This window comes from Phyllobacterium sp. CCNWLW109, assembly GCF_037203905.1.
GTDB lineage: Bacteria > Pseudomonadota > Alphaproteobacteria > Rhizobiales > Rhizobiaceae > Phyllobacterium > Phyllobacterium ifriqiyense.
The window spans coordinates 286,009-309,587 of sequence record NZ_JBBCBK010000005.1 but is presented as its reverse complement, the minus strand read 5'-3'; the positions used below and the strand labels follow the sequence as shown (position 1 = coordinate 309,587).

At 52.3% G+C, this 23,579-nt stretch carries 19 protein-coding genes and 1 pseudogene; 10 read left to right on the top strand and 10 right to left on the bottom strand.

Annotated elements, in window-relative coordinates; all coding sequences use genetic code 11:
* Nucleotides 1-14 precede the first annotated feature (14 nt).
* Nucleotides 15-588, bottom strand: a pseudogene (locus V9K92_RS21630) (IS3 family transposase); the annotation flags it as partial.
* A 336-nt stretch (nt 589-924) separates the two neighbouring features.
* Between V9K92_RS21630 and rfbA the strand changes: the two are divergent.
* The 7 genes from rfbA (at nt 925) to V9K92_RS21595 (ending at nt 9,269) form a co-directional block, all read left to right on the top strand.
* Nucleotides 925-1,803, top strand: a complete 879-nt coding sequence (gene rfbA / locus V9K92_RS21625; protein ID WP_337354928.1) for a glucose-1-phosphate thymidylyltransferase RfbA — start codon at nt 925-927, stop codon at nt 1,801-1,803.
* Nucleotides 1,803-2,357: a dTDP-4-dehydrorhamnose 3,5-epimerase gene (gene rfbC / locus V9K92_RS21620; RefSeq protein ID WP_162802525.1), complete on the top strand. Its 555-nt coding sequence runs from the start codon at nt 1,803-1,805 to the stop codon at nt 2,355-2,357. Before rfbA ends, rfbC begins: the two co-directional genes overlap by 1 nt.
* 15 nt (nt 2,358-2,372) lie before the next feature.
* Complete coding sequence (gene rfbB, locus V9K92_RS21615; RefSeq protein WP_115053426.1) at nt 2,373-3,446, top strand: dTDP-glucose 4,6-dehydratase; 1,074 nt, start codon at nt 2,373-2,375, stop codon at nt 3,444-3,446.
* Nucleotides 3,443-4,339, top strand: coding sequence for a dTDP-4-dehydrorhamnose reductase (gene rfbD, locus V9K92_RS21610; RefSeq protein ID WP_337354927.1), 897 nt, complete (start codon nt 3,443-3,445; stop codon nt 4,337-4,339). Before rfbB ends, rfbD begins: the two co-directional genes overlap by 4 nt.
* Before the next feature lie 237 nt (nt 4,340-4,576).
* A complete protein-coding gene (locus V9K92_RS21605; RefSeq protein ID WP_337354926.1) occupies nt 4,577-8,182 on the top strand; it encodes a hydantoinase B/oxoprolinase family protein in 3,606 nt (1,201 codons plus the stop codon).
* Between the two features lie 453 nt (nt 8,183-8,635).
* Nucleotides 8,636-8,887, top strand: a complete 252-nt coding sequence (locus V9K92_RS21600; protein WP_337354955.1) for a DUF4167 domain-containing protein — start codon at nt 8,636-8,638, stop codon at nt 8,885-8,887.
* A 52-nt stretch (nt 8,888-8,939) separates the two neighbouring features.
* Nucleotides 8,940-9,269, top strand: a complete 330-nt coding sequence (locus V9K92_RS21595; protein ID WP_336442184.1) for a hypothetical protein — start codon at nt 8,940-8,942, stop codon at nt 9,267-9,269.
* Nucleotides 9,270-9,278: 9 nt separating this feature from the next.
* Here the strand turns inward: V9K92_RS21595 and V9K92_RS21590 are convergent, their stop codons facing one another.
* Entirely contained in the window at nt 9,279-9,944 is a 666-nt protein-coding gene (locus V9K92_RS21590) for a GntR family transcriptional regulator (protein WP_307275430.1), read from the bottom strand.
* 189 nt (nt 9,945-10,133) lie between these two features.
* Here V9K92_RS21590 and V9K92_RS21585 point away from each other — a divergent pair, with 189 nt between their 5' ends.
* From V9K92_RS21585 to V9K92_RS21575, 3 genes are all read left to right on the top strand, one after another.
* The gene (locus V9K92_RS21585) at nt 10,134-11,519 is read left to right on the top strand and encodes a malonyl-CoA decarboxylase domain-containing protein (protein ID WP_115053420.1); all 1,386 of its coding nucleotides are present in this window, start codon (nt 10,134-10,136) and stop codon (nt 11,517-11,519) included.
* A 24-nt stretch (nt 11,520-11,543) separates the two neighbouring features.
* Nucleotides 11,544-13,070, top strand: a complete 1,527-nt coding sequence (locus V9K92_RS21580; protein WP_337354925.1) for a malonate--CoA ligase — start codon at nt 11,544-11,546, stop codon at nt 13,068-13,070.
* Between the two features lie 146 nt (nt 13,071-13,216).
* Nucleotides 13,217-14,569, top strand: coding sequence for an SLC13 family permease (locus V9K92_RS21575; RefSeq protein WP_337354924.1), 1,353 nt, complete (start codon nt 13,217-13,219; stop codon nt 14,567-14,569).
* Nucleotides 14,570-14,621: 52 nt separating this feature from the next.
* Here the strand turns inward: V9K92_RS21575 and V9K92_RS21570 are convergent, their stop codons facing one another.
* From V9K92_RS21570 to V9K92_RS21535, 8 genes are all read right to left on the bottom strand, one after another.
* Nucleotides 14,622-15,692: an ABC transporter ATP-binding protein gene (locus tag V9K92_RS21570; protein ID WP_307275444.1), complete on the bottom strand. Its 1,071-nt coding sequence runs from the start codon at nt 15,690-15,692 to the stop codon at nt 14,622-14,624.
* 21 nt (nt 15,693-15,713) lie between these two features.
* Nucleotides 15,714-16,538 carry a carbohydrate ABC transporter permease gene (locus V9K92_RS21565; RefSeq protein WP_115053416.1) on the bottom strand — a complete coding sequence of 275 codons (825 nt, stop codon included), beginning with the start codon at nt 16,536-16,538 and terminating at the stop codon, nt 15,714-15,716.
* A gap of 9 nt (nt 16,539-16,547) precedes the next feature.
* On the bottom strand, nt 16,548-17,462 hold the full coding sequence (locus V9K92_RS21560) for a carbohydrate ABC transporter permease (RefSeq protein WP_307275449.1): 915 nt from the start codon (nt 17,460-17,462) through the stop codon (nt 16,548-16,550).
* Between the two features lie 5 nt (nt 17,463-17,467).
* Complete coding sequence (locus tag V9K92_RS21555; RefSeq protein WP_336442180.1) at nt 17,468-18,796, bottom strand: ABC transporter substrate-binding protein; 1,329 nt, start codon at nt 18,794-18,796, stop codon at nt 17,468-17,470.
* Nucleotides 18,797-18,850: 54 nt separating this feature from the next.
* Nucleotides 18,851-19,510, bottom strand: coding sequence for a GntR family transcriptional regulator (locus V9K92_RS21550; RefSeq protein ID WP_115053414.1), 660 nt, complete (start codon nt 19,508-19,510; stop codon nt 18,851-18,853).
* Nucleotides 19,511-19,526: 16 nt separating this feature from the next.
* Nucleotides 19,527-20,417: a dihydrodipicolinate synthase family protein gene (locus V9K92_RS21545; RefSeq protein WP_337354923.1), complete on the bottom strand. Its 891-nt coding sequence runs from the start codon at nt 20,415-20,417 to the stop codon at nt 19,527-19,529.
* Nucleotides 20,418-20,513: 96 nt separating this feature from the next.
* Nucleotides 20,514-21,428 carry a PfkB family carbohydrate kinase gene (locus tag V9K92_RS21540; protein WP_337354922.1) on the bottom strand — a complete coding sequence of 305 codons (915 nt, stop codon included), beginning with the start codon at nt 21,426-21,428 and terminating at the stop codon, nt 20,514-20,516.
* 480 nt (nt 21,429-21,908) lie between these two features.
* Entirely contained in the window at nt 21,909-23,522 is a 1,614-nt protein-coding gene (locus tag V9K92_RS21535; protein WP_337354921.1) for a sulfatase, read from the bottom strand.
* Nucleotides 23,523-23,579: the final 57 nt, after the last annotated feature.

The window sequence follows — 23,579 nt, the reverse complement described above, 5'->3', positions numbered from 1 at the left end:
TGATTATGTTCTATCGAGGTCAGTTCCTTGCCATTGTCCGAAACAACCATGCAGGGAATTTCACCGTGTTCGACGATCCTGTCGAGCTCCCGGCCGACGCGCGTTCCGGATATTGAATTGTCGACGGCGGGTTGCCAGACATTCACGGCTGTAGTCATAGATGACGCAGAGCACCCGTAAGTGGAGACCGTCGGGCAAAGAATCTGAGACAAAGTCGAGGGCTCCAGCGCTAGTTTGGTCCCTGGGGATCGCCATCGGCGCACATGTGCCAAGTGCTCGTTTGCGGCCCCCACGCCTGCGTACTGTCAGCCGTTCTTCTTTGTAGAGGCGATAAAGCTTCTTCCAATTGATCTCAACATCTTCTCGCTTCAGCAGAATATGAAGCCGGTGGTAGCCATAATGGCGACGTTCTTTGGCCAGCTTCCGCATGCGGGGGCGGAGATTTGCATCATCCGCCCGGCTTGACCGATAGGGATAAACCCGCGATCAATCTCCACCAGTCCACACGCGCGTCATTGCGAGCAGTTCTTTTTCGTTCATGGCCTAGTTCACGACATCTCTCCTCGAACCAGGCCTCAAAGGTTTTTCCAAGCAGCTCGCGAGCCTCTCGCCGACATCGGCGTCCTGGGTTCATCCTGGCCTGCAATCAATTGCGACGCGGTCCATTGATCAACAGCAGAGCTCGAAGCCAATATCGCAGCCTCCACCAAGGCGCGCAATGAAAACCCAAACCGTAGAACGCAGCCAACCTAGGGGCGGAATCCTCGAAACGCCGAACTTCGCATTCAGGATAACTAACATATAGTATCATTAAAGAGGAAAACGGAATACGCCTAAAGACTGGCATTTTTTTGCCGTCACACGTCTAGCTAAAACTTCAACTGAATATTGGTCGTCCTAATTACTTATACAAGGAAGCATTGAATGAAGGGCATTATTCTGGCCGGCGGGAGCGGTACACGCCTCTATCCGTTGACGATTGCCGTCTCCAAGCAAATGTTGCCAATCTATGACAAGCCTATGATTTATTACCCGCTAAGCGTGTTGATGCTTGCGGGTATACGGGAAATCCTCATCATCTCGACGCCGCATGATCTCCCGCTCTTTCAAAAATTATTGGGCGATGGGTCAGATTTTGGCGTCAGCTTCTCTTATGCGGAACAGCCGCAGCCAAACGGTTTGGCAGAAGCATTTATTATCGGACGTGAGTTTATCGGCAATGATAGCGTTGCCATGATTCTCGGCGATAATATTTATTTTGGTGATGGCCTCACGAAGCTTTGTCAGGAAGCCGCCAGCGGTGACAAGGGGGGCACTGTCTTTGCTTACCACGTTGAGGACCCTCAACGATATGGCGTGGTGCAGTTTGAAAAAGCCACAGGCAAAGCACTGTCCATTGAAGAAAAGCCGGTAAAGCCAAAATCGAACTGGGCTGTTACTGGACTCTACTTTTACGATAATGAAGTGGTCGACATTGCCAAATCTATCAAGCCATCCGAACGAGGCGAGCTTGAGATCACGAGTATCAACAATATCTATCTGGAACGTGGCGATTTGCGCGTACAGCAATTGGGCCGGGGATATGCCTGGCTCGATACCGGTACCCATGACAGCTTGCACGAGGCATCATCCTTTGTGAGAACGATTGAACATCGGCAGGGCATCAAGATTGCGTGCCCCGAGGAAATAGGGTTGGAATGGGGATGGGTCGACGCCGACCGAGTCCTCGAGAGAGCAGCAAAAATGGGCAAAACCGAATATGCAACCTATTTGCGCCGCAGAGCTGAAGAGGTCGGTAAATAATGATCGAAGTAAAGCCTCTCGCACTTGAAGGTGTTCTGGAAATTCTGCCCAAAAAATTCGGTGATGATCGCGGATTTTTTTCAGAAACGTATAATGCGCAAAGTTTTGCCGAAGCGGGCATTCCCTTGCAATTCGTCCAGGACAACCACTCCTTGTCTGCAGCTAAGGGCGTCTTGCGCGGATTGCATTATCAGCTACCGCCACGCGCTCAAGACAAGCTTGTGCGCGTCGTCAAAGGGTCCATTCTGGATGTGGTAGTAGATATCCGGAAAAGCTCGCCAACCTTCATGAAGTGGCTGTCCTTGGAAGTCTCTGCAAAGAAGTGGAACCAGATATTGGTGCCCAAGGGATTTGCACATGGCTTTGTGACACTCGAAGAAAATACCGAGGTGGTCTACAAGGTTACGGATTACTATTCTCCCGAACATGATAGGTCGCTACGATTTGACGATCCGTCAATTGGCGTGGCATGGCCTTTCGAAAAATCCGTCCTACAACTGTCCGATAAAGATCGAAACGCCCCTGTGCTCGATGGCGCTGATATTTTCCCTTAAGGAGCAATTTGGTTCATGAATATTCTAGTTACCGGCGGCGCCGGCTTTATTGGTTCTGCAGTTTGCAGACAACTGGCGGCCAACCCGCAAAACCGGGTCGTGAATGTTGACAAGCTAACCTATGCTGGAAATCTTGCATCGCTACGACAGATCGAGAATTACCCAAATTACAGCTTTATCCAGGCGGATATATGCGATGATGCAACAATTCTGGGTATTTTACGTGACGAGAAAATAGATGCGATCATGCATCTCGCCGCTGAAAGCCATGTCGATCGGTCCATTGACGGGCCAGCCGCCTTTATTGAGACAAATATTATCGGCACGTTCCGCATGCTCAATGCAGCGCTGACCTATTGGCGCGAATTGTCGGAGCCAGCCAAATCTGCGTTTCGGTTCCACCATATTTCCACCGATGAGGTCTTTGGCGACCTGCCTTTTGACAGCGGGATCTTTACGGAAGAAACGCCCTACGCACCGTCCTCGCCCTACTCGGCATCAAAGGCTGCATCAGACCATTTGGTCCGCGCTTGGCATGAGACCTATGGCCTGCCGGTCGTTCTATCCAATTGTTCAAACAATTACGGTCCGTTCCATTTTCCGGAAAAGCTGATCCCGCTGGTGATCCTCAACGCCTTGGACGGTAAGTCGCTTCCGATTTATGGCACAGGAGCAAATGTCCGCGATTGGCTTTATGTCGAGGACCATGCGCGCGCGCTGGAACTCGTCGTCACAAAGGGCAAACCGGGCGAGAGCTACAACATCGGAGGCCGAGCCGAACAAACGAATTTGAGCGTTGTTGAAACGATCTGCGATATACTCGACAAGAAGCGGCCGCGTGCCAATGGCGGGCGATACAGGGACCTGATCAGTTTTGTCAGCGACCGGCCGGGCCATGACCGTCGTTATGCCATCGATGCATCAAAGATCGAGCGGGAGCTCGGCTGGACCCCGTCAGAAACGTTCCAGTCAGGGTTGGAACGCACCATTCAATGGTATCTGGACAATGATTGGTGGTGGCAGCCTATTCGCGGCGAACGTTATGCGGGCGAGCGGCTCGGTTCTACAACAGCAAAGAGTGCAGTATGAAAATTGTCGTCACAGGGCATGGGGGACAAGTGGCTCTCAGCCTGATGGAGAGAGCAGCCTTGCATCCCTCCATTGAGCTTGTTGCTCTGGGACGGCCAAAACTCGATCTGGCGCAACCACAAACGATATTTCAGGCAATTGTGGACGCTGCGCCGGATCTCGTTGTTTCTGCCGCCGCTTACACGGCTGTCGATCAGGCGGAAGACGAAGCTGAACTCGCTTCAGTGATCAATACAGCCGGCGCTACCGCTGTTGCGGAGGCGGCAGCACATATCAACGCGCCGATTATTCACCTTTCTACAGATTATGTGTTTTCAGGCGAAGGCAGAGAACCTTACAAAGAAGAAGACCCAACTGGACCAAAAGGCGTTTACGGACAGACCAAACTCAATGGTGAGTTGGGTGTTATCCAAGCAAACAAACGCCATTTTATTTTACGGACCGCATGGGTCTATAGCCCCTTTGGCAAAAACTTCGTCAAGACGATGCTGCGCCTGGCTGAAACACGTGACCAGTTGTCGGTCGTTTCCGATCAATGGGGAAATCCAACCTCAGCGCTGGATATAGCCGATGCAATTTTACATATGGCAGAGCGGCTTCAAACCGACCCTTCATTTAACAGTTTTGGCGTCTATCATCTGGCTGGTACAGGAAGCATCAACTGGAGCGGTTTTGCTCAAAAAATCTTCGAGTATAGCCGGGCGCGTAACGGACCTTATGCGGATGTGGCCGGCATCGCGACTGCCGATTATCCGACAAAAGCAAAACGGCCTTTGAACTCGCAATTGTCGACTGATCGCTTCTTTGAAACTTTTGGCTGGCGGGCGCCGGAATGGCCGCAATCGCTGGAACATGTTGTCGATAGAATTCTGGCAGACAACAGCCAAGGCTGAATTCGCATTCTTCGCGCCAGCAAATATTGATCTTTAGAGCCGGTTCTGACTGCGCTGACGAGCCAGACCACCAATTCTGCAAGACATTCCCGTTTTTTGCACGCCCATGATTCAGGCCATGGGCCAGTGTCATTGTGCTTGCCTCCAACTTAACAATTTTATATCATCATTTTATCTATATATTATCAATATAGTTGTCCGTACTGGCAGCCATGCGTTCGAACAGAGGAAATACACATGAGTAGCTGGGATTTCTGGGTAGATCGTGGCGGCACCTTTACTGACGTGATCGGTCGTGACCCGGCAGGAACGCTGCATGCCAAAAAGGTTCTTTCCGAAAATCCGGCAGCTTATAGCGATGCAGCGGTGCATGGCATTCGGCAGCATCTGGGACTGGAACCAAATGACGCCATTCCGGCGGGGCTTATTGGCGAAGTTCGCATGGGCACCACCGTCGCAACGAATGCCCTGCTGGAGCGCAAAGGCGAGCGTCTGGCACTGGTAATGACCAAAGGTTTCAGAGATGCATTACGCATCGGCTATCAGGAACGCAAAAATATCTTTGCAACCGAAATCATCAAGGCCGAAGCGCTGTATGACCAGGTTTTGGAGATCGATGAGCGCGTGCTTGCCGATGGAACGATCGAAGTTCCACTCAATATGGATCAAGTCCATAAAGCTTTGAACTTATTGAAGGACGAGGGATATGACGCGCTCGCCATTGCCTTCATGCATGCCTACAAATTCCCAGAACATGAAGCAGCGGTTGCAGCAATTGCCCGGGATCTCGGCTTCTCGCAGGTTTCCGTCAGTCACGAAGTCTCGCCCTTGATCAAACTGGTTGGACGCGGCGATACAACGGTTATCGATGCCTATCTTTCCCCCGTTTTGCGGCGCTACGTGGAACAGGTTTCCAGAGAGCTTGATGTGGCCCGTACCGGTGCGCGTGTCATGTTTATGATGTCGTCCGGCGGATTGACTGCTGCCGATATGTTTCAGGGCAAGGATGCCATTCTATCTGGACCCGCAGGCGGCGTTGTGGGCCTTGCCAAAACTGGCATGGAGGCAGGCTTTGGCAATGTCATCGGCTTTGACATGGGCGGCACATCCACCGATGTGGCGCATTATGATGGCATATATGAAAGAGCCTTTGAAACGGAAGTCGCGGGCGTGAGAGTGCGCGCTCCGATGATGCTCATTCACACCGTGGCCGCAGGCGGTGGTTCCATTCTGCACTTCGATAATGGCCGCTTCAGCGTCGGGCCGGATTCGGCAGGTGCCAATCCCGGCCCCGCCTGCTATCGCAATGGCGGCCCGCTGGCAGTCACAGATGCAAATGTCATGGTCGGCAAACTCATCCCTGAATTTTTCCCGCCGATCTTTGGTCCGGGACAAAATGAATCTCTCGATATTGAAGTCGTACGCCGTGGCTTTGCGCAACTTGCTGAGAAGATTGGCGATGGGCGAAGCGTGGAAGACGTGGCAGACGGCTTCATACGGATTGCTGTCGCCAATATGGTAGAGGCGATCAAGAAGATTTCAGTACAGCGTGGATATGATGTGACACGCTATGCCTTGAGCTGTTTTGGCGGTGCAGGCGGCCAGCATGCCTGCCTTGTTGCCGATGCGCTCGGCATGAAGAGTATTCTCGTGCACCCCATGTCGGGCTTGCTCTCGGCTTATGGGATGGGCCTTGCCGATATAAGAGCGACGCGGCAAAAGGCGTTGGGCATATCATTGGATGAAAATGCCCCTGCCCAACTTGCGGAGATGGGCCGGGAATTGGAAAACGAATGCATTGCGGAGCTTCAGGCACAAGGGATTTCGCGTGATGCGATCACCAGTTTTGTTCGAGCCCATATTCGCTATGCCGGTACGGATACAGTGCTCAGTGTAGAGGCGACTTATCCCGCTTCTGACAACATAACACGGCTGCGCCGGGAATTCGAGATTCTGCACAAACGCCGCTTCGGTTTCGTTGCTGAAAACAAGGCCCTTTTTATTGAGGCTGTTGAGGTTGAAACTGTCGGCGGCGGTAGCGAACAAACTGAAAAGAGTGTCGAACTTCAAGCGACAGGCGAACCCCAAGCGATCAGACATAATCGCATATTCTCGCAAGGCAAAGCCTATGATGCGCCCGTGATCTTGCGTGATGCGATGAAGCCGGGCCAGCAGTTGACAGGCCCTGCGATCATCATCGAACCAAACCAGACGATCATCATCGAAGATGGCTGGCAGGCCCAACTGACAGCAAAGAACCATATTGTTCTTAATCGCATCAAAGCATTGCCCAGTCAGGTTGCTATCGGGACAAAGGCAGATCCGGTGATGCTGGAAATATTCAACAATCTGTTCATGTCGATTGCAGAACAGATGGGCGTGACGCTGCAAAACACCGCTTATTCGGTTAATATCAAAGAGCGGCTGGATTTCTCCTGCGCTGTTTTCGATGCGGAAGGCAATCTGGTTGCCAATGCCCCGCATATGCCCGTGCATCTGGGCTCAATGGATGCTTCTGTAGCAGCAGCAATCCGTGAAAATCCCGTAATCCGTCCAGGCGATGTTTTCCTTATTAACGCGCCCTATAATGGCGGCACGCATCTTCCCGATCTGACGGTGTGCACACCGGTTTTTGAAGATACAGGCAAGACGATCCGTTTCTGGGTAGCAAGCCGCGGACATCATGCCGACATTGGCGGTATCGCGCCGGGCTCCATGTCCCCCTTGGCGACGACGATCGAAGAGGAAGGCGTTTATATCGACAACTTCAAACTTCTGGATCAAGGACGATTCTGCGAAGATGAACTGGCGGAACTCTTGACGGGCGCCAAATATCCCGTGCGCACACTGCTGCAAAACGTCAATGACCTGAAGGCCCAGGTGGCAGCCAATGAAAAGGGCGTGGCCGAACTTCGCAAAATGATCGCCCATTTCGGCGAAGACGTCGTTGAGGCCTATATGGGCCATGTGCAAGACAATGCTGCGGAAAGTGTTCGCCGCGTCCTGGACCAACTTCAGGATGGCAAATTCACCTATGAGATGGATCAAGGATGCAGCATTGTCGTCAGCATCTCTGTCGACAAATCAGCGCGTGAAGTAACTGTCGATTTTACCGGCACCTCAAACCAGAGGGCTGACAATTTCAACGCCCCCCGCCCTGTTACACGCGCTGCTGTGCTTTATGTTTTCCGCACGCTTGTACAAAGCAACATTCCCATGAATGCCGGATGCCTGCGCCCGATCCGTATCATTGTTCCAGACGGCACAATGCTCTCGCCTGAATACCCTGCTGCGGTTGTTGCAGGCAATGTAGAGGTCAGCCAAGCCGTAACGAATTGCCTGTTTGGTGCTGTGGGCGCGCAAGCAGCAGCGCAAGGCACAATGAACAACCTTACTTTTGGCAATGACCAATACCAGTATTACGAAACCATATGTTCCGGCGCGCCGGCTGGCCCCGGTTACAATGGTGCGGATGCAATTCACACCCACATGACAAATTCGCGCCTGACAGATCCGGAAATTCTGGAAACGCGTTTTCCCGTTGTGCTTGAGGATTTTCACATTCGCCCGGATTCGGGTGGCAAAGGAAAATGGTCTGCGGGCAATGGTACAAAACGAACCATTCGAGCGCAAAGAAAACTGGATTTTGCGATACTTTCCGGGCATCGGCGTATTGCGCCCTTTGGCCTGAATGGCGGCGAACCCGGCCAGCTTGGTGCCAATGCCGTGCGCCGGAATAATGGGCAGATCGAAATGCTTGGCGGTTGCGCTCATACGGTTCTTGAGGCGGGAGAGGCTTTCATTGTAACGACGCCGACCGGCGGCGGGTTTGGAAAGAAGTAAGGCCGGACATGCCTGACCAATGCTCCAGCGGCGCGTCCGCTGGAGCGTGCTCTTGATAAATTTTCAGCAGCCCCCATATATGTTTCGTCGACCCGATTAACCGGGCAATACCGCAGCTCAACGGAGCGCGGGTAACTTCCAGGATCGCTGATGGCCATTGTCATCCTTAATGGCGACCCGGAATATTCACATCGGCATATTTCAACAAACAAAGCTGCGGAGTTTTTCTGCGTGGCCAATGGATTAAAATGCACATCATTATCGAAAAACATAACAAGTCATCCGTATATAAACGGCCGGACATTTATCGAGACTCTATAAAATCACAATCGCCGGACCATCAATACGAGCATCAATCATCGGGATTTACCCGGGAAGAGCTCCGCCGGATTGTCGCCGAGCAGATCGATTGATCGCTCGGTTGTCGAAAGAACCAGACAATACCAATCAGGAGTGGGCCGCAAACGGCTCAGCAATAAAATCGACAAGAACTCAACCAAATCACCGGGTAAGCGCCGTTCGCAGGTGCCTCTCCCCCGCAACCAAAGCTCCCATAATCGAAGCCCAAAGCTGAGTTATGAAAGCTATCTCAGCCAGGCTCAGGCCGCGGCGCGTTCGGGAAATCTCGTGGACGCAGAGAATTTTTATCAGCATGCGGAACATTATTTTCGGATTCTCAAAAATCACGCGCATCCGTCTCATTAAGGTCATGGCTTTATGCCATGGTAGCTAAAGAAAAGTTTTGAAGGAAAATCCAATGACTCACATTGAATACAGACTTCACGCTTTCGACCTCGCCAGCAGGCGGGGATTTGCCGATGGCAATATGTTCGGCCATCTCTTGCAGGAAAAGCTGGGCAAGTTCGCGCCAGACAAGCGCGCCGTACTGGTCGAATGCGTCAAGCGGTACTTGATTCCCGCAATCCCTCGCCGACTGATCACAACGCTGTCTCGAACGCATAACCCAATTCGGATCGCCGATACGGAGACTGTCGATGACGTTGAGGATATTACAGTTGCGATTCCTGAAGAACTGGTGCTGAAGGTTGCAGCTGAACTTTCGGCAAAATCGGGTTCTGAAGCTTAACGCCTCAAACTATTGCCGTTCCGCGCCACGTTGAGCAAGTGTTGCAACAAGATCGCTGAAACGATCGCCCTGCACGGCAATATGCTGACGTAGAAGGTTGCGCGCGACTTCCGGCTCGCCCGACAAGATCGCGTCCACGATAGCTGCGTGCTCACTAAAGGAAGTCTTCATGCGGTTACGGACCCGCAACTGCAGACGGCGATAAGGACGCAGACGGCGATGAAGCGCCGTGCATTGCTCAATCAGAAAACCGCTATGACTGGCCGCGTAAACGGCGTGATGAAAAAGCTCATTGTCGTAGTAATAGGTATCGCTGTCTTCTGCATTGGCTGATCGTTCGCATTTGGCATGAGCGGCCAGCAATTCCTCGCGATCCGCATCCGTGTGACGACGTGCGGCGAGAGACCCTGCCATACCTTCCAGTTCCGCCATAACCTCGAACATTTCGTAAATGCGGTGGGGAGCAGGATCAATGACAACAGCGCCGCGGCGTGCCCTGATCTCAATCAAACCAATGGCGCTCAATTGCATCAACGCCTCCCGCACGGGAGTTCTGGATACGCCAAAACGCTTGGCCAGTTGCATTTCATCCAGCCTCTCACCCGGCGAGTACTGGTTGGTTACAATTCCATTTTCGATCTCATCTCTTAGCCCCTGCACAATGTTTTCGGCCATGCCCGCCCCTTAAAATGCAACAATTGCTATCTTGTATACAAAAACATTGACATCTCATACAAGATCGATAGGTTTATATATAACACCGCGCCAATGAGATGAAAATAAACGATCTTCATCGCCAAGGATGGCAACGCAAATGCGATCATCTGAGTTGCAACAGGACAAATCCGATCAATGGAAATTCCAATGAGTGGCACATCCTTTTTTAGCGACATGCTGCAAACCATAACCGATCGGGGTCGCAAATTATTGTCCTTTGGACCCCGCACGCCATTAATTTCCGGATCGTCCAATATTGATCGTCTCTGCGAATTGCTTCTCACAAGCCGGGGTGAAGCCTCGGGCATGGCACTGGCCGCGCAAATTCTCCAACATTGGTCACGACTGGATGAAAAGGGGCAGCGCGATTTCATGCTGCTGCTTTTCGAAAAGTTCGGCCCGGATGAAACGAAGCTCGACGCGGCAATTCAAACCTACCAGACAGACCGCACGCCACGCGCTGTGCTGGAATTGCATCAGGCCGCCGAGCCTCGCAGACAAGAGCTGATACGCCGTCTCAATCTCGCGCCTAATGGTATTTCCACACTCGTCAACATGCGCGAATGCCTGCTGGCCCTCAAGGTCAAAACTCCCGAACTAGAGGCAGTCGACGCCGATTTTTCCCATCTATTCGCGTCATGGTTTAATCGTGGCTTCCTGATTTTGCGGCCCATTGATTGGTCAACGCCTGCCCACATCCTTGAGAAAATCATCCGTTATGAAGCGGTGCACGAGATCGGCGACTGGGATGAACTGCGTCGACGCCTGGCTCCTGCCGATCGCAGATGTTTTGCGTTCTTTCACCCGCAACTTTCCGATGATCCTTTGATCTTCGTCGAAGTAGCTCTGACAAAGACCATCCCTGAGGCGATATCTGACGTTCTTGATGAAACGCGCGCACCTATCCCGGCGCAGGATGCGAAAACCGCTGTTTTCTATTCCATATCCAATTGTCAGGTTGGATTGCGGGGAATTTCCTTCGGGAATTTCCTGATCAAGCAGGTGGTTGAAGATTTACGCCGCGACTTCCCGAACCTTGACACCTTTGTCACCCTCTCGCCAGTGCCGGGATTTGCAAACTGGCTGTCAAAGGAAAAACAATCCGAGCACTCCGAATTACTGACGACCGAAGATAAAAAAGCCCTTGAGATACTGGACGAGCCAGGCTGGGCGAATGACCCAGTGCTTGAAACAGCTGCCAAAGAGATTTTGCTGCCACTTGCGGCACGGTATTTCTTAAACGCCAAGACGCCAGATGGGCGGCCTCTCGACCCTGTGTCGCGTTTTCATCTTGGCAATGGCGCACGGCTGGAACGAATAAACTTCCTGGCTGACCGCTCTGATCGGGCAATGCGGCAAGCATACGGACTCATGGTCAATTATCTCTACAAGCTTGATGATATTGAAGCCAATCACGAGGCATTTGCCCAGCGCAATGAGATTGTATCAGCACCGCCCATACGCAAACTGCTGCGCCACGACAAACCGGCAAAGAACTCCGCTCCAGCCAAAAGTGGCACAAATCCAAAATGAACAAGCCAGCAAGGAACTGAGTGCATGAGCAATCATCTATTCGATGCCATACGCGGAACGATCACAAGCGAAGACGCTATTTTCATTGAAACGGAAAATGGCCGGTGCTGGACGTATGGCGATATGCTGTTGTGGTCTGGAAAGATTGCCGGGGCCATTGATACGCTTGGTGTGCGTCCCGGTGACCGGGTTGCTGTTCAGGTGGAGAAGAGCGCCGAAGCCTTGATGCTCTATCTGGCCTGCATTCGCTGCGGCGCGGTCTATTTGCCGCTCAACACCGCTTATACATTGGCGGAATTGGACTATTTCATCGGTGATGCGGAACCTCGCCTCGTCGTCGTTTCACCCAAAGCCGCCGACGGGATAGCCGCGATTACTTCAAAATATGATGCACTGGTCGAAACGCTTGATGAAAACGGCAAGGGCTCGCTGATTGAGCTTGCAAAAGATGAACCGGAAGACTTCATCGATGCAACAAGAGGCCCCGACGATCTCGCCGCTATTCTCTACACATCCGGCACCACAGGACGCTCCAAGGGTGCGATGCTGACCCATGATAATTTGCTGTCGAATGCTCTGGCCTTGCGCGCGTTCTGGCGCTTTACACCACAGGACCGGCTAATCCACGCATTGCCCATTTTTCACACACACGGGCTCTTTGTTGCCACCAACGTTACCCTCACTTCCGGCGCATCAATGTTCCTGCTGCCAAAATTCGACCCGGCGCAAGTCCTGTCCCTGATGCCTCGCGCCACAACCATGATGGGCGTTCCAACCTTTTATGTTCGGCTGCTGCAAAATGAAGGATTGACCCGCGACGCAGTAGCCGGCATGCGACTTTTCATTTCCGGTTCTGCCCCGCTTTTGGCTGACACGCATCGCGCCTTTCAGGAACGAACGGGTCAAGCCATCCTTGAGCGTTATGGAATGACGGAGACAAATATGAACACGTCAAATCCCTATGATGGGAAGAGGATAGCCGGAACCGTTGGCTTCCCGCTCCCGGGCGTGAGCATAAGGGTTACCGATCCGGAAACTGGAGTGCCGCTTGGCCAGGATGAGACGGGCATGATCGAAGTCAAAGGCCCCAATGTTTTTAAAGGCTATTGGCGCATGCCGGAAAAGACCAAGTCAGAATTCCGCGATGATGGTTTCTTCATCACGGGCGATTTGGGCAAGATCGATCCTGAGGGATATGTTCATATTGTTGGCCGCGGCAAAGATCTCGTGATTTCGGGCGGATATAATATCTATCCAAAGGAGGTCGAGAGCGAGATTGATATGCTTCCCGGCGTCATTGAAAGCGCGGTTATCGGCATAGCTCATCCAGACTTCGGCGAAGGTGTGACGGCCATTGTCGTCAAACGCGCGAACGCCATGATTGACGAGCAAACAATCTTTGATGCCCTGAAGGATCGCCTTGCCCGTTACAAGCAGCCAAAGCAGATCATCTTTGTCGAGGATCTACCGCGCAATACCATGGGCAAAGTGCAAAAGAATATTCTGCGCGAGCAATATAGCGATCTCTATGCAGCTCGGACCAATGCCTGATTGATCTAGTTATTTTATGCAATTCCGCCTGGAAAACCGCTGAAACTTTTCCGGGAATTGACTCAAAGGCGTCGGGGGGAGCTCACGCCAAAACAACGATGAAAATATGGCTCACCAGCGGTGCGTCATAGAGGGAGGATATTGCTGTGAACATTGAGATTCTATCTATTCTTGTCCTGATCGGGATGTTCGTTATTGCAACGATATTGCCGATCAATATGGGCGCGCTGGCCTTTGCCGCCGCATTTATCGTCGGCTCGCTGATCATGGGGATGACTCCCAATGACATCTTTGCCGGCTTTCCGAGCGATTTGTTTCTCACGCTTGTGGGCATCACCTATCTGTTTGCCATTGCCCAGAACAACGGAACCATAGATTGGCTGGTCGAGCAGGCCGTCCGCATGGTGCGTGGACATATGGCGCTGATACCGTGGGTGATGTTCCTGGTCGCTGCGATCATCACCGGGTTTGGAGCACTCGGACCGGCGGCGGTAGCCATTCTTGCGCCAGTCGCTTTGCGCTTTGCCACACAATACCGCATCAGTCCGGTCATGATGGGATTGATGGTCATTCATGGCGCGCAGGGTGGTGGGTTCTCCCCCATCAGCGTCTATGGCGGCATAACTAATCAGATCGTTGAAAAGGCTGGCTTGCCCTATGGTCCAACCTCGTTGTTCCTGTCCAGCCTGTTTTTCAACCTGGCGATTGCCGTTGTCGTCTTCTTTGTCTTTGGTGGTTGGAAAAGCATGCGTGAACATGCAACGGCTACAGGTCCAGATCCTGATACACATACAGCCGGCGTATCACGCGCCATTGTTGGCCATGGCGGCACGCCTGCTTCTCCTGCCTATCACCGCAGTGATGTTTCGCCTTCCGGTGCACATATTCCGTCAAGCGAAGGCCTCACAAGCGAGCGCCTTATGACACTGGTGGGTCTGACAGCTCTCGCCATCGGCGCTCTTGTCTTCAAATTCAATGTTGGACTGGTCGCAATGACTGTGGCGGTTGCCTTGGCTCTGTTATCACCGAAGACGCAAAAAGCTGCGATTGATAAAGTGAGCTGGTCAACGGTGCTGTTGATCGCAGGTATCATCACCTATGTCGGGGTGCTTCAAAAGGCGGGAACGGTGGATTACGTTGCGTCAGGCATTTCGAGCTTAGGCATGCCGCTTCTTGCAGCGCTATTATTGTGCTTTACGGGCGCAATCGTCTCCGCCTTTGCGTCCTCAACAGCCCTGCTTGGCGCCATCATTCCGCTGGCTGTGCCATTTTTGATGCAAGGTCACATCAGCGCCATTGGCGTGGTTGCGGCAATCGCGATCTCGACGACGATTGTGGATACGAGCCCATTTTCAACAAATGGCGCTCTGGTCGTAGCCAATGCTCCAGAGGCCGAGCGTGAAAATGTTCTGCGTAAACTTCTGATCTACAGCGCGCTCATTGCCATTATCGGCCCTGTCATCGCCTGGCTCGTTCTCGTCGTTCCTGGCGCTGTGTAACGCGTAATATAATGCTCTATCAGGCCGCAACGGCCTGATAGAGTAATGATGCTTAATTCTTCCGACTATTGTCCATTCTCTTGCCGTTCGCCGCGTCAAACAAATGGCTGGTTTTCGGATCAATTGCCACTTGAATAGTGTCGCCCGGCTTTATCGACAAACGATCCCGGAAGAGACAGGAAATTTCCTGATCGCCAAGTTTGCCAACGACCATAATCTCCGAACCCGTTGGCTCGACCACCTCGACGTCGATCTTTATGCCCTTCTCAGCAATCTTCATATGTTCTGGCCGGATACCATAGATTGCCGAATTTTCGGTGGTGGGTGAAATGCCGCCCGGCAAAGGCAATTCGATACCATCCGGAGTGACGAAAATACCGGCTTTCACGTTGCCCTTGATAAAGTTCATGGCAGGAGAACCTATGAAACCGGCAACGAACAGATTGGCCGGATAGTCGTAAAGATCCAGCGGTGTTCCTACCTGCTCGACCAGCCCATCCTTCATCACGACAATCTTGTCGGCCATTGTCATGGCTTCGATCTGATCATGTGTCACATAGACGATGGTCGTTCCCAGACGTTGATGCAGACCCTTGATTTCACTGCGCATCTGGACACGCAGCTTTGCATCGAGATTGGAAAGCGGCTCATCGAACAGGAAAACCTGCGGATCGCGTACGATGGCGCGGCCCATGGCAACACGCTGGCGCTGACCACCGGAAAGCTGGCGCGGAAAGCGGTCCAGCAGCTTTTCAAGACCCAGGATTTCGGCCGCACGACCAACGCGGCTGGCTTTCTCCTCTTTAGGTGCCTTTTTGAGCATCAGAGCGAAGCCCATATTATCGGCAACGGTCATATGCGGATAAAGCGCATAATTCTGAAAGACCATTGCAATATCACGCTCTTTTGCAGGCAGATCATTGACCACACGTGAACCTATGGAAATCTCACCGCTGGTTATTTCTTCCAGTCCTGCAATCATCCGCAGCAATGTCGATTTACCGCATCCTGACGGGCCGACCAGAATGACGAATTCGCCATCATCAATATCAACCGAAACGCCGTGCATAACGTCGACGCTGCCATAGGTTTTTTTAACGTCCCTGATCGAAACCGTGGCCATTTAATACTCCGTTCGCATGTGTTAGCCGCCCTTGACGGCACCGGCAGTCAAACCGGCAATAATTTGACGTTGCGCAAAAACTGTCAGCAACAAAACAGGCAGCGTCACAACAAAAGCAGCGGCCGCCAGCGGACCCCAACTGACCTGCTCGAAAGACAACATGTTATAGACCGCCACCGGCAAGGTTCTCGTTTCACGGCTCGCCAGCACAATGCCGAAGACGAAATTGTTCCATGAGAAGATGACTGCCAAAATCAATGCGACGACCACTCCGGGCTTGGCAATCGGCAAAGCGACCATGCGGAACACCTGCCATGAGGTTGCCCCATCAATCATGGCAGCCTCTTCAAGCTCCATCGGCGTTGTCTCGAAATAGCCAATCATAATCCAGATGACGATCGGAACCGTCACCACAAGATGGATGATGATCTGCGGCCATAAGGTGCCAAGCAGACCCAGTGTCTGGAACAGAAGAAACAGCGGAATGAGGTATGATAGCCCCGGCGTCATGCGTGCAATCATGATGACGATTGCCGATTTGTCGGCACGCAACCGTGCAATCCCATAGCCAGCAGGCACACCGACAAGCAGCGCAAGCAAGGTCGCTGTTCCCGTTACCAATAGGCTGTTCCAGAAGTAATGGAGGAAATCATTGGTGGCGAAAATATCGCTATAATTCGACCAGGCAAATTGCTCCGGAATGAAGATCGGCGGATAAGCTCCATTGTCGATTTCATATTTCAGCGACAAGGAGAGCATCCACAGGAAGAAGAAGATTGCCGGCGATACGATCACGAAGACGATAAAAGCCGTGCCAAGAATTTTCAAAGGATTGCGGCGCGCCATTTTCGTTCCTCAACTATTCCACTTTGTTCGCTGGCGCAGATAGAGCAGCGCGAGAGACATGGTGATGATTACAATGAAGAAAACGACGGCTATCGCAGAGCCATAGCCAATGTCGTAATAGGCAAAGGCAACATTATAGAGATAGATGTTGATGGTCTCCGAGGCTGTCCCCGGACCGCCCTGCGTCATGGCGAAAATGATGTCGAAGCTTTTCAAAGCATCAATGGAGCGGATGATCACGGCGACCATCATGAATGGAAGGATCATCGGCAATGTTATATAGCGAAACTTCTGCCAGCCATTTGCGCCATCAATCTCCGCACTCTCAAACGGATCGCGTGGCATCGCCGCAAGACCGCCCAGAACAATGAGCATAACCAGGGGCGTCCACTGCCAGGTTTCGACCAGCACGAGTGACGGTATCACCGTGTTCTGGTTGAAGATCCATTCCTGCGGGCCTATTCCGACAAGAGACAGGAGATAGTTCAAAACGCCAAGTTGCGGATGGTACATCATTGTCCAGACCAGAGCGACTGCCACTGGCGTCGCCATCATCGGCATGACGAAAATACCGCGCAGCAGGCCGCGCATGGGAAGCTTGCTATCGAAAACCAGGGCGGCAATCGTACCCAGGATGAGTGGCGCGACAACCGACAAAACCGTGTAGAGCACAGTGTTGCTCATGGATTGCCAGAATCTGGTATCACCGGCGAGACGGACAAAATTTGCCATGCCGACAAAGCTTTGCTCGCCGCCAAGATGCCATTCATTAACGCTCATCCACAATGTGAACGCCCAGGGGAATATGATGACCGCCCCAACAATGACCAATGCCGGAATGACGAATGGCCAATAACTGGGCGTGAGCCGGCTTTTGCCGGCCTTCGGCTTTGCTATGTCGGTTATCGGGACGGTCGCAGTCATAATACTCAGCCTTCGCTACGTGCGAGGATAGGCGCGAATTCTTCCGTCGCCCGCTTCATTTCGGTCGCCGGATCAGCGCCGCCAATAATATTGGTCAATCCGACCCCCATCACGTCACGGAACTCCGTCACGGGAACGATAACCGGAAGACATAATTGGCTGACTTTGGCCGACTCAGACAGGACTTTTGCCCATTCCTGAGGCATGGTAACGCCCTTTAGAACTTCAGGATCATTGACAATGGAATTACGGAAAGGAACGCCCGATCCGGACTGTAACAATCGAGCACCCATTTCTTTCGATATAGCCCACTGGCAATAAAGATAGGCGGCTTCCTTGTTCGCCGAACCCTCTGTTACGCCGATACCGTCACCAAAGGTTGGTGCAGCCTGGGCAGCTGGACCCTTCGGCATCAGGCCGTAACCGACTTTGCCAACAACGCGCGACTTTTTCGGATCTTCCAGTGGCGGAGCAAAACCAATACCGTCCAGCCACATGGCAACCTTGCCCTGAAGGAAGCTCGACTGGCACTCTGCCCAGTTAAACCCGGTGACACCGGGAGGTGCCGATTTGGTCATCAAGCGCTGATAAAGCGTTGCCGCATCGATTGATTCCTGCGTCGCTGTTTCCAGCTTACCGTCTTCAACGGTGCTTTTGCCATAGCCAAGCATGAGGCTGGCCCAGACAGGCGTATTGGCGTTTTTCATTCCGCGCGCGACAAAACCATATACGCCATTATCGCGGTCGGTGAGCTTTTCAGCTGCTGCAACCAACTCTTCGAATGTTGTTGGATATTCGACACCCTTGGCGGCGAAAAGCTCCTTGTTCCAGTAGATCATCCAGTAATCCACCGAGAATGGAAGTCCGCCAAAGCGGCCATTCTTGTCCTTGGCGAAGGCGAGGCCAGCTTCTGCAAAATCGCTTTCGGTAAGGGAAGGCTCGGTGAGGCTTGGATCTTTCAGGAATGGCGTAAGATCGGCAAGCCAGCCACCCTTTTCGAATTGTCGTTTTTGAACATGGTAGCTGATATGGATGACGTCAAAGCTTGGCTTGCCTGACGTCAGTTCGATAACGGCTTTCTGGCGCTGCTGCTGTTCTGGCGTCTGTTCCGAATTGACCTTGATGCCGGTCAATTCTTCAAATTCTTTCTGATATTTTTGCAGGATATCGCCACGTGGGCTCTTGATCAGGTTAACTTCAAGCGTCGTTCCAGCGAACTTTTTCCAGTCCACATTGGCAAAAGCGGGCTTGAGTCCGGCGAAACTCGCAGCGCCCAGCGCTGCTGTACCCGCCAGAAACTGCCGACGCGTCGGTTTGACAAAATTCATGCTCATGGTTTTCCTCCCTTTTGTGTTTCCGGCATTGCAACTCCCATTGCGAAGCCGGTTTTAGATTTTAAGAGCCAGATTTCTCGCATTATTGATATGAACCGCAATTGCATCCATTGCCGTTTGCGGATCGCGTGTCTCAATGGCTGCCAGAACTGCGAGGTGCTCCCGCATGACCGGTATGACGCGCCCTGTGATGCGGAAACGCTCCTGATTGATCAGCCGCATCTTGATAGCGTTTATCCGGTAGGCCCGCCCGATAATGCCATTGCCGAGCGAGTCGATTATCGTCTCATGCAAATTCCAGTCGATGGCTTGCGCACGCAATTCCAGCTCGGGTGTTTCCTGCCCTTGCAGCGCTTCCTCAAGCGTATCCTCGTGCTCTTTCCTCAGCCGCGCCAAAAGCTCATCCGATGCGGTGACCGCGAAAATGGCAACCGCTTCCTTTTCCATAAAAAGACGAAACTGGAATGCTTCCCGGATCAAATTAAGATCAATATGTGCGATCTGAATGCCGCGCTGCGGGATGGTCTTGACCAAGCCTTCCGCCTCAAGGCGAGGAACGAGTTCCCTGATAGCGCCCAAGGGCATGCCGGTCATTGCAACGAGCTGCCGTTGTGAAACGAATTGCCCCGGGCTGATGTCGCGCGCCAGCAGATGCTCCGTAAAGCTGACATAAGCTTTCTCCCGCAATCTGACCGGCTCGTCGCCATCATCCATCTGGACTACCCCTTTATTATGCTGCCGCAGATTTAAACAATCGATCCAAGGTTGAGATCAAACGTCCATAGTCTGAGTCGGACAAACTACGAAGCGGAGCCCGCGCCCTGCGCCAATTTTCATCGCCACTCTGGTGAGCAATAAGAGCCTTTACGGCCGGAATGACCGGAAATGCCACAATCTGGTTTACAGCCTCAACCACATCGGCATCATCCCGCCCCTCAAACACCATGGGCAAAAGCCGGTGGGCATAAATATTGGCAAGACCGGATATCGCCCCCTGCCCGCCCATCCGAACGCCCGCAGCCAATCCCCGCTCATCACCAATTAAGATGGCCAGATCATTGTGCTTTGCCAGCAGGGATTCGGTAAATGGCCAATTTCCCGACGAATCTTTGACGCCAGCAATCACGCCCGGGAAAGCCTCGCGCAAACGCGAAACCAGATCAACCGAGATCTCAACTGCCGTTACGGACGGAATATTGTAAAGGATGACGCCCCGTGCAGAACTGCCGATTTCGGCAAAAACTGCGGAGAACCAATTGAACAATCCATCATCGCTTATATTTTTGAAGTAAGACGGGGGCGCCAGCAAAACATTGCGGCAACCTGCGTCCAGCGCTTCAAGTGATTGCAACGCTGCGTCTATGTAGGAATTTGCCATAACGCCGACAACAATTTGTTCCGGCGCTATATCGGACTTGAGAAAAGCCCCGAGCATTGCCGATCTTTCTTCATTGCTGATCGACGATCCCTCGCCCGTCGTGCCGAATAATGTAACGCTGCTGCATCCATTTTCCAGGCAGTTCCTGGCATGGTTGATCGCCGCATCAATATCAATGCGCATGTCGGCATCAAAAGGCGTTGCCAATGCAGCTGAAAGTCCAAATCTATCGAGTTTAGCCAAGTACCTTCTCCCCAGAACAGGAGTAGACACATACTAACATGTTAGTTGATAGTCAACCAGTAATCACTATCAATATGAGAGGTCATGCAAGCTGTTTCATGTGGTCTGGGATAGAAAGGTCTGAACTTCCGCACGGGTTGGAGCACCTTGCCGCCCGCCGAATCGGGTGCATTTGATTGCGGCTGCGGCGCTTGCAAATTGCATGACCGCTTCGATTTGCCAGCCTTGCGCGAGCCCCCAAGCGAAAGCGCCATGGAAAACGTCGCCAGCGGCCAATGTATCAACAACCGGCACTTTGAACGCCTGCTGGCTACGAACGGTCCCGCTTGCACTATCAAACCAGAAAGAACCTTTGTTTCCGCCGGTAACTGCGATGAAAGCACCCGCTCGACCATAGCGCGCAGCCAGCGCTATGACTGCGCTTTCCAGATCGCTTTCACCCGTAACCAGCTCTGCTGCCGGTTCCGAAGCAACGATATGGGTGGCGAGCGGAAGGAGCATTTCCAGCGTTTCAAGGGGTGCAGTATCGGCATCCAGCACGGCGTGAACACCAGCAGATTGCGCAGTTTTTAACGCCAGTGCAGCACCCAAGGGCCAACGAACATCTGTCATGACGACATCGAAGGTCTCACGGGAAAGAGGCGGCAAAACATCTGGCGTTGCCAGCAAAGCCGGATCGTAAAACGGTACGATCATTCTCTCCCCATCCTGATCCACAAAAATTGATGAAAAGGCTGAGCGCGCGCCGGCAATCCGGCGCACGTGGGTGCAGTCCACCCCTTCTGATTCAAGCTCAGCGACAATACGATCACCAACGGCGTCTTGCCCCGCCGATGCCCAGAGCGAGACGTTTCCGCCAAGCCGCGCGATGCTTGCAGCTGCGCTTGAGGCCATCCCGGCAGCAACTTCAACCGCTTGGACAGGAATGAATTTGCCCGGGCCCGGGGGCAGTTGCTTCAGCTGGAAAATCGTATCCAAAGTCAGAGCGCCGACGCAGAGTATTCGAGGCATTTCTTCATCACCACATTAATTGCTTACGCTGAGTGACGTGCAAAGGAAAAGACGCCTTCGTCAAGCCAGCAATGGGATTGTTTCGCGCTCAATGCTATTTTTGGATAAGAAAACCTGTCTAACCCAGCTTTGCAGCTGTTATTATTGATAAGTGGGCGATCAAGGCGGCTCCTTAGGCAGAATTGGTTCAACGTTGCTTTGCAGCAACGGATCAGAATCCAAATCTACTTCCCACAAAAAAATGAAACAACAGCTCTCGTCATAAACCTGTTGTGCAGCTAAGGTAGAGCCAAGCCAGAACTGCACGGGGAACGCAGAATGGAAAAAACGAGCAATATCTCGGAATATGAAGACCTGAACGAGGATGATGAATCCGCTTGGTCATGTAACTCATGTCCAATCAGATATCTGACAGTCTTGGGTGTGGGTGTCGCCCTTGCAGTATTGCTGGCTAATCTCTGCAGTACATTCTGATACACGTTAAGCTGGATTGCTGAATTCGCGGAGCAACTCCTGACGAAATCCATCCATAGGCTCCGCCTGCTGATTTCCCGGGGTCATGCCCGGATTCCATTTTTTCGGATCGAGCCTTTCCAGTAAAGCTGGATCATCGGAAACGATGTGAACAGGCACCGCGCGAGAAGCACCATTTCCCGTGATAATCGGCGCCGGTTGATGATCGCCAAGCAATATGAAAACTGTATTGCTTCCATACTTCGCCATGTAAGACCCCAATGTTTCGAGCGTATAGTCGATCGAACTCGCATATTGCGTCCGAACCCGCTCCTGATCCTGCCAGACAACTTCCGGCGCATCGCCCGCAACCGCCTGTTCATTGAAGATCAACCCATCGCCGATTGCAGACCAATCAATCAATTTTGGGATCGGGATCCAAGGTGCATGACTGGAAATAAGCGCGATCTCAGCCATGACAGGGCTGTGTGGACCGGCACGCTCAAATTTCTGAAAGGCTGAAAGTGTGTATTGATCCGGCATGGTCACCCAATTGAATGGCTTGCCATGATAGCCGAGATTATTTGCAGCATAGACCTTGTCATAGCGGAAATAATCGCTTTCCGGCCAATCCATCGTAATGGCTGGCATCACGGCGACACTGCGCCAACCTGCCTGCTTAAAGAGCAAATTCAAACTTGGCCGTTCACTGGCGATCAGTTGGTCATAACGTTGCTGGCTGTCGACCCAAACACCGGACAGCAACGTTCCGTGGGCGAGCCAGCTCAACCCACCCGATGTTGGTGACACCAGCCAACTGCTCCTCGACGTCAATCCCGCAGCCGAAATCTGCTGCTCAACCTGTGCCAATCGCTTTTCTGTCAGCTTCGAGTAATTCGGATCGCGTATTACGCTTTCACCATAGGACTCAATGAAGATTACAACTACGTCCTTGCCTTTCAATGCCTCAAAGCGCCCATTTTGCGGAATATCCGCTATGGGATCGCTGCCGAGCAAAGCTGCAAATTCGTGCCTGTCCCTCCAAGATTTTTCGACAAGCGCGACACGATCTACGATCAGCTTTATCGTTCGTGTTTCGATGAACTTATTGTTCGGATGATATGAGGCAATAGCGGGAATCACCAGCAGACATAGGCCTGATACGAGCGCCATCGGGCGGCGGCCACCTGCTGATTGGAACGCACCTAATGACCAATAAACAAGAGCGATGGTCAATATCAGGCAGAGCAAAGTTGCAGACACCAGGAAAAAAGCCTGAATCGCTCCCAATGTTGCGTTAAGCACAATCCAGCCGTCAAATAATAGTTTTGCATCAAACAACGGGTTAAATTGGCGTGAAAAAGCCGTATAAGTTGCCATGTCTGCGAGTTTAAGCACCAGCACCGATGCCAAAATCATTGTAACCGCCAACCGGGCAGACTGGAAATATTTGCCTCGCGTGGCGGTCAATAAAAGGACAACGCCCAACAATTCGATTGGCAGTTTGATGAAGTGCTCCACGCCCAAATCTGCGGGATTGTCGGGCAAGTTTAATATGAGCAGGAGGCCGGCAATTGCGAACACCATCCGGAGCCGTTCCGCAGCTTTGTACATGAACCCGATAATCGTGCGATACTTCATAAATTCAATACGAGCCTTCCTCTTATGCAGGTGTCCAGCCACGACCATCTTGATTGA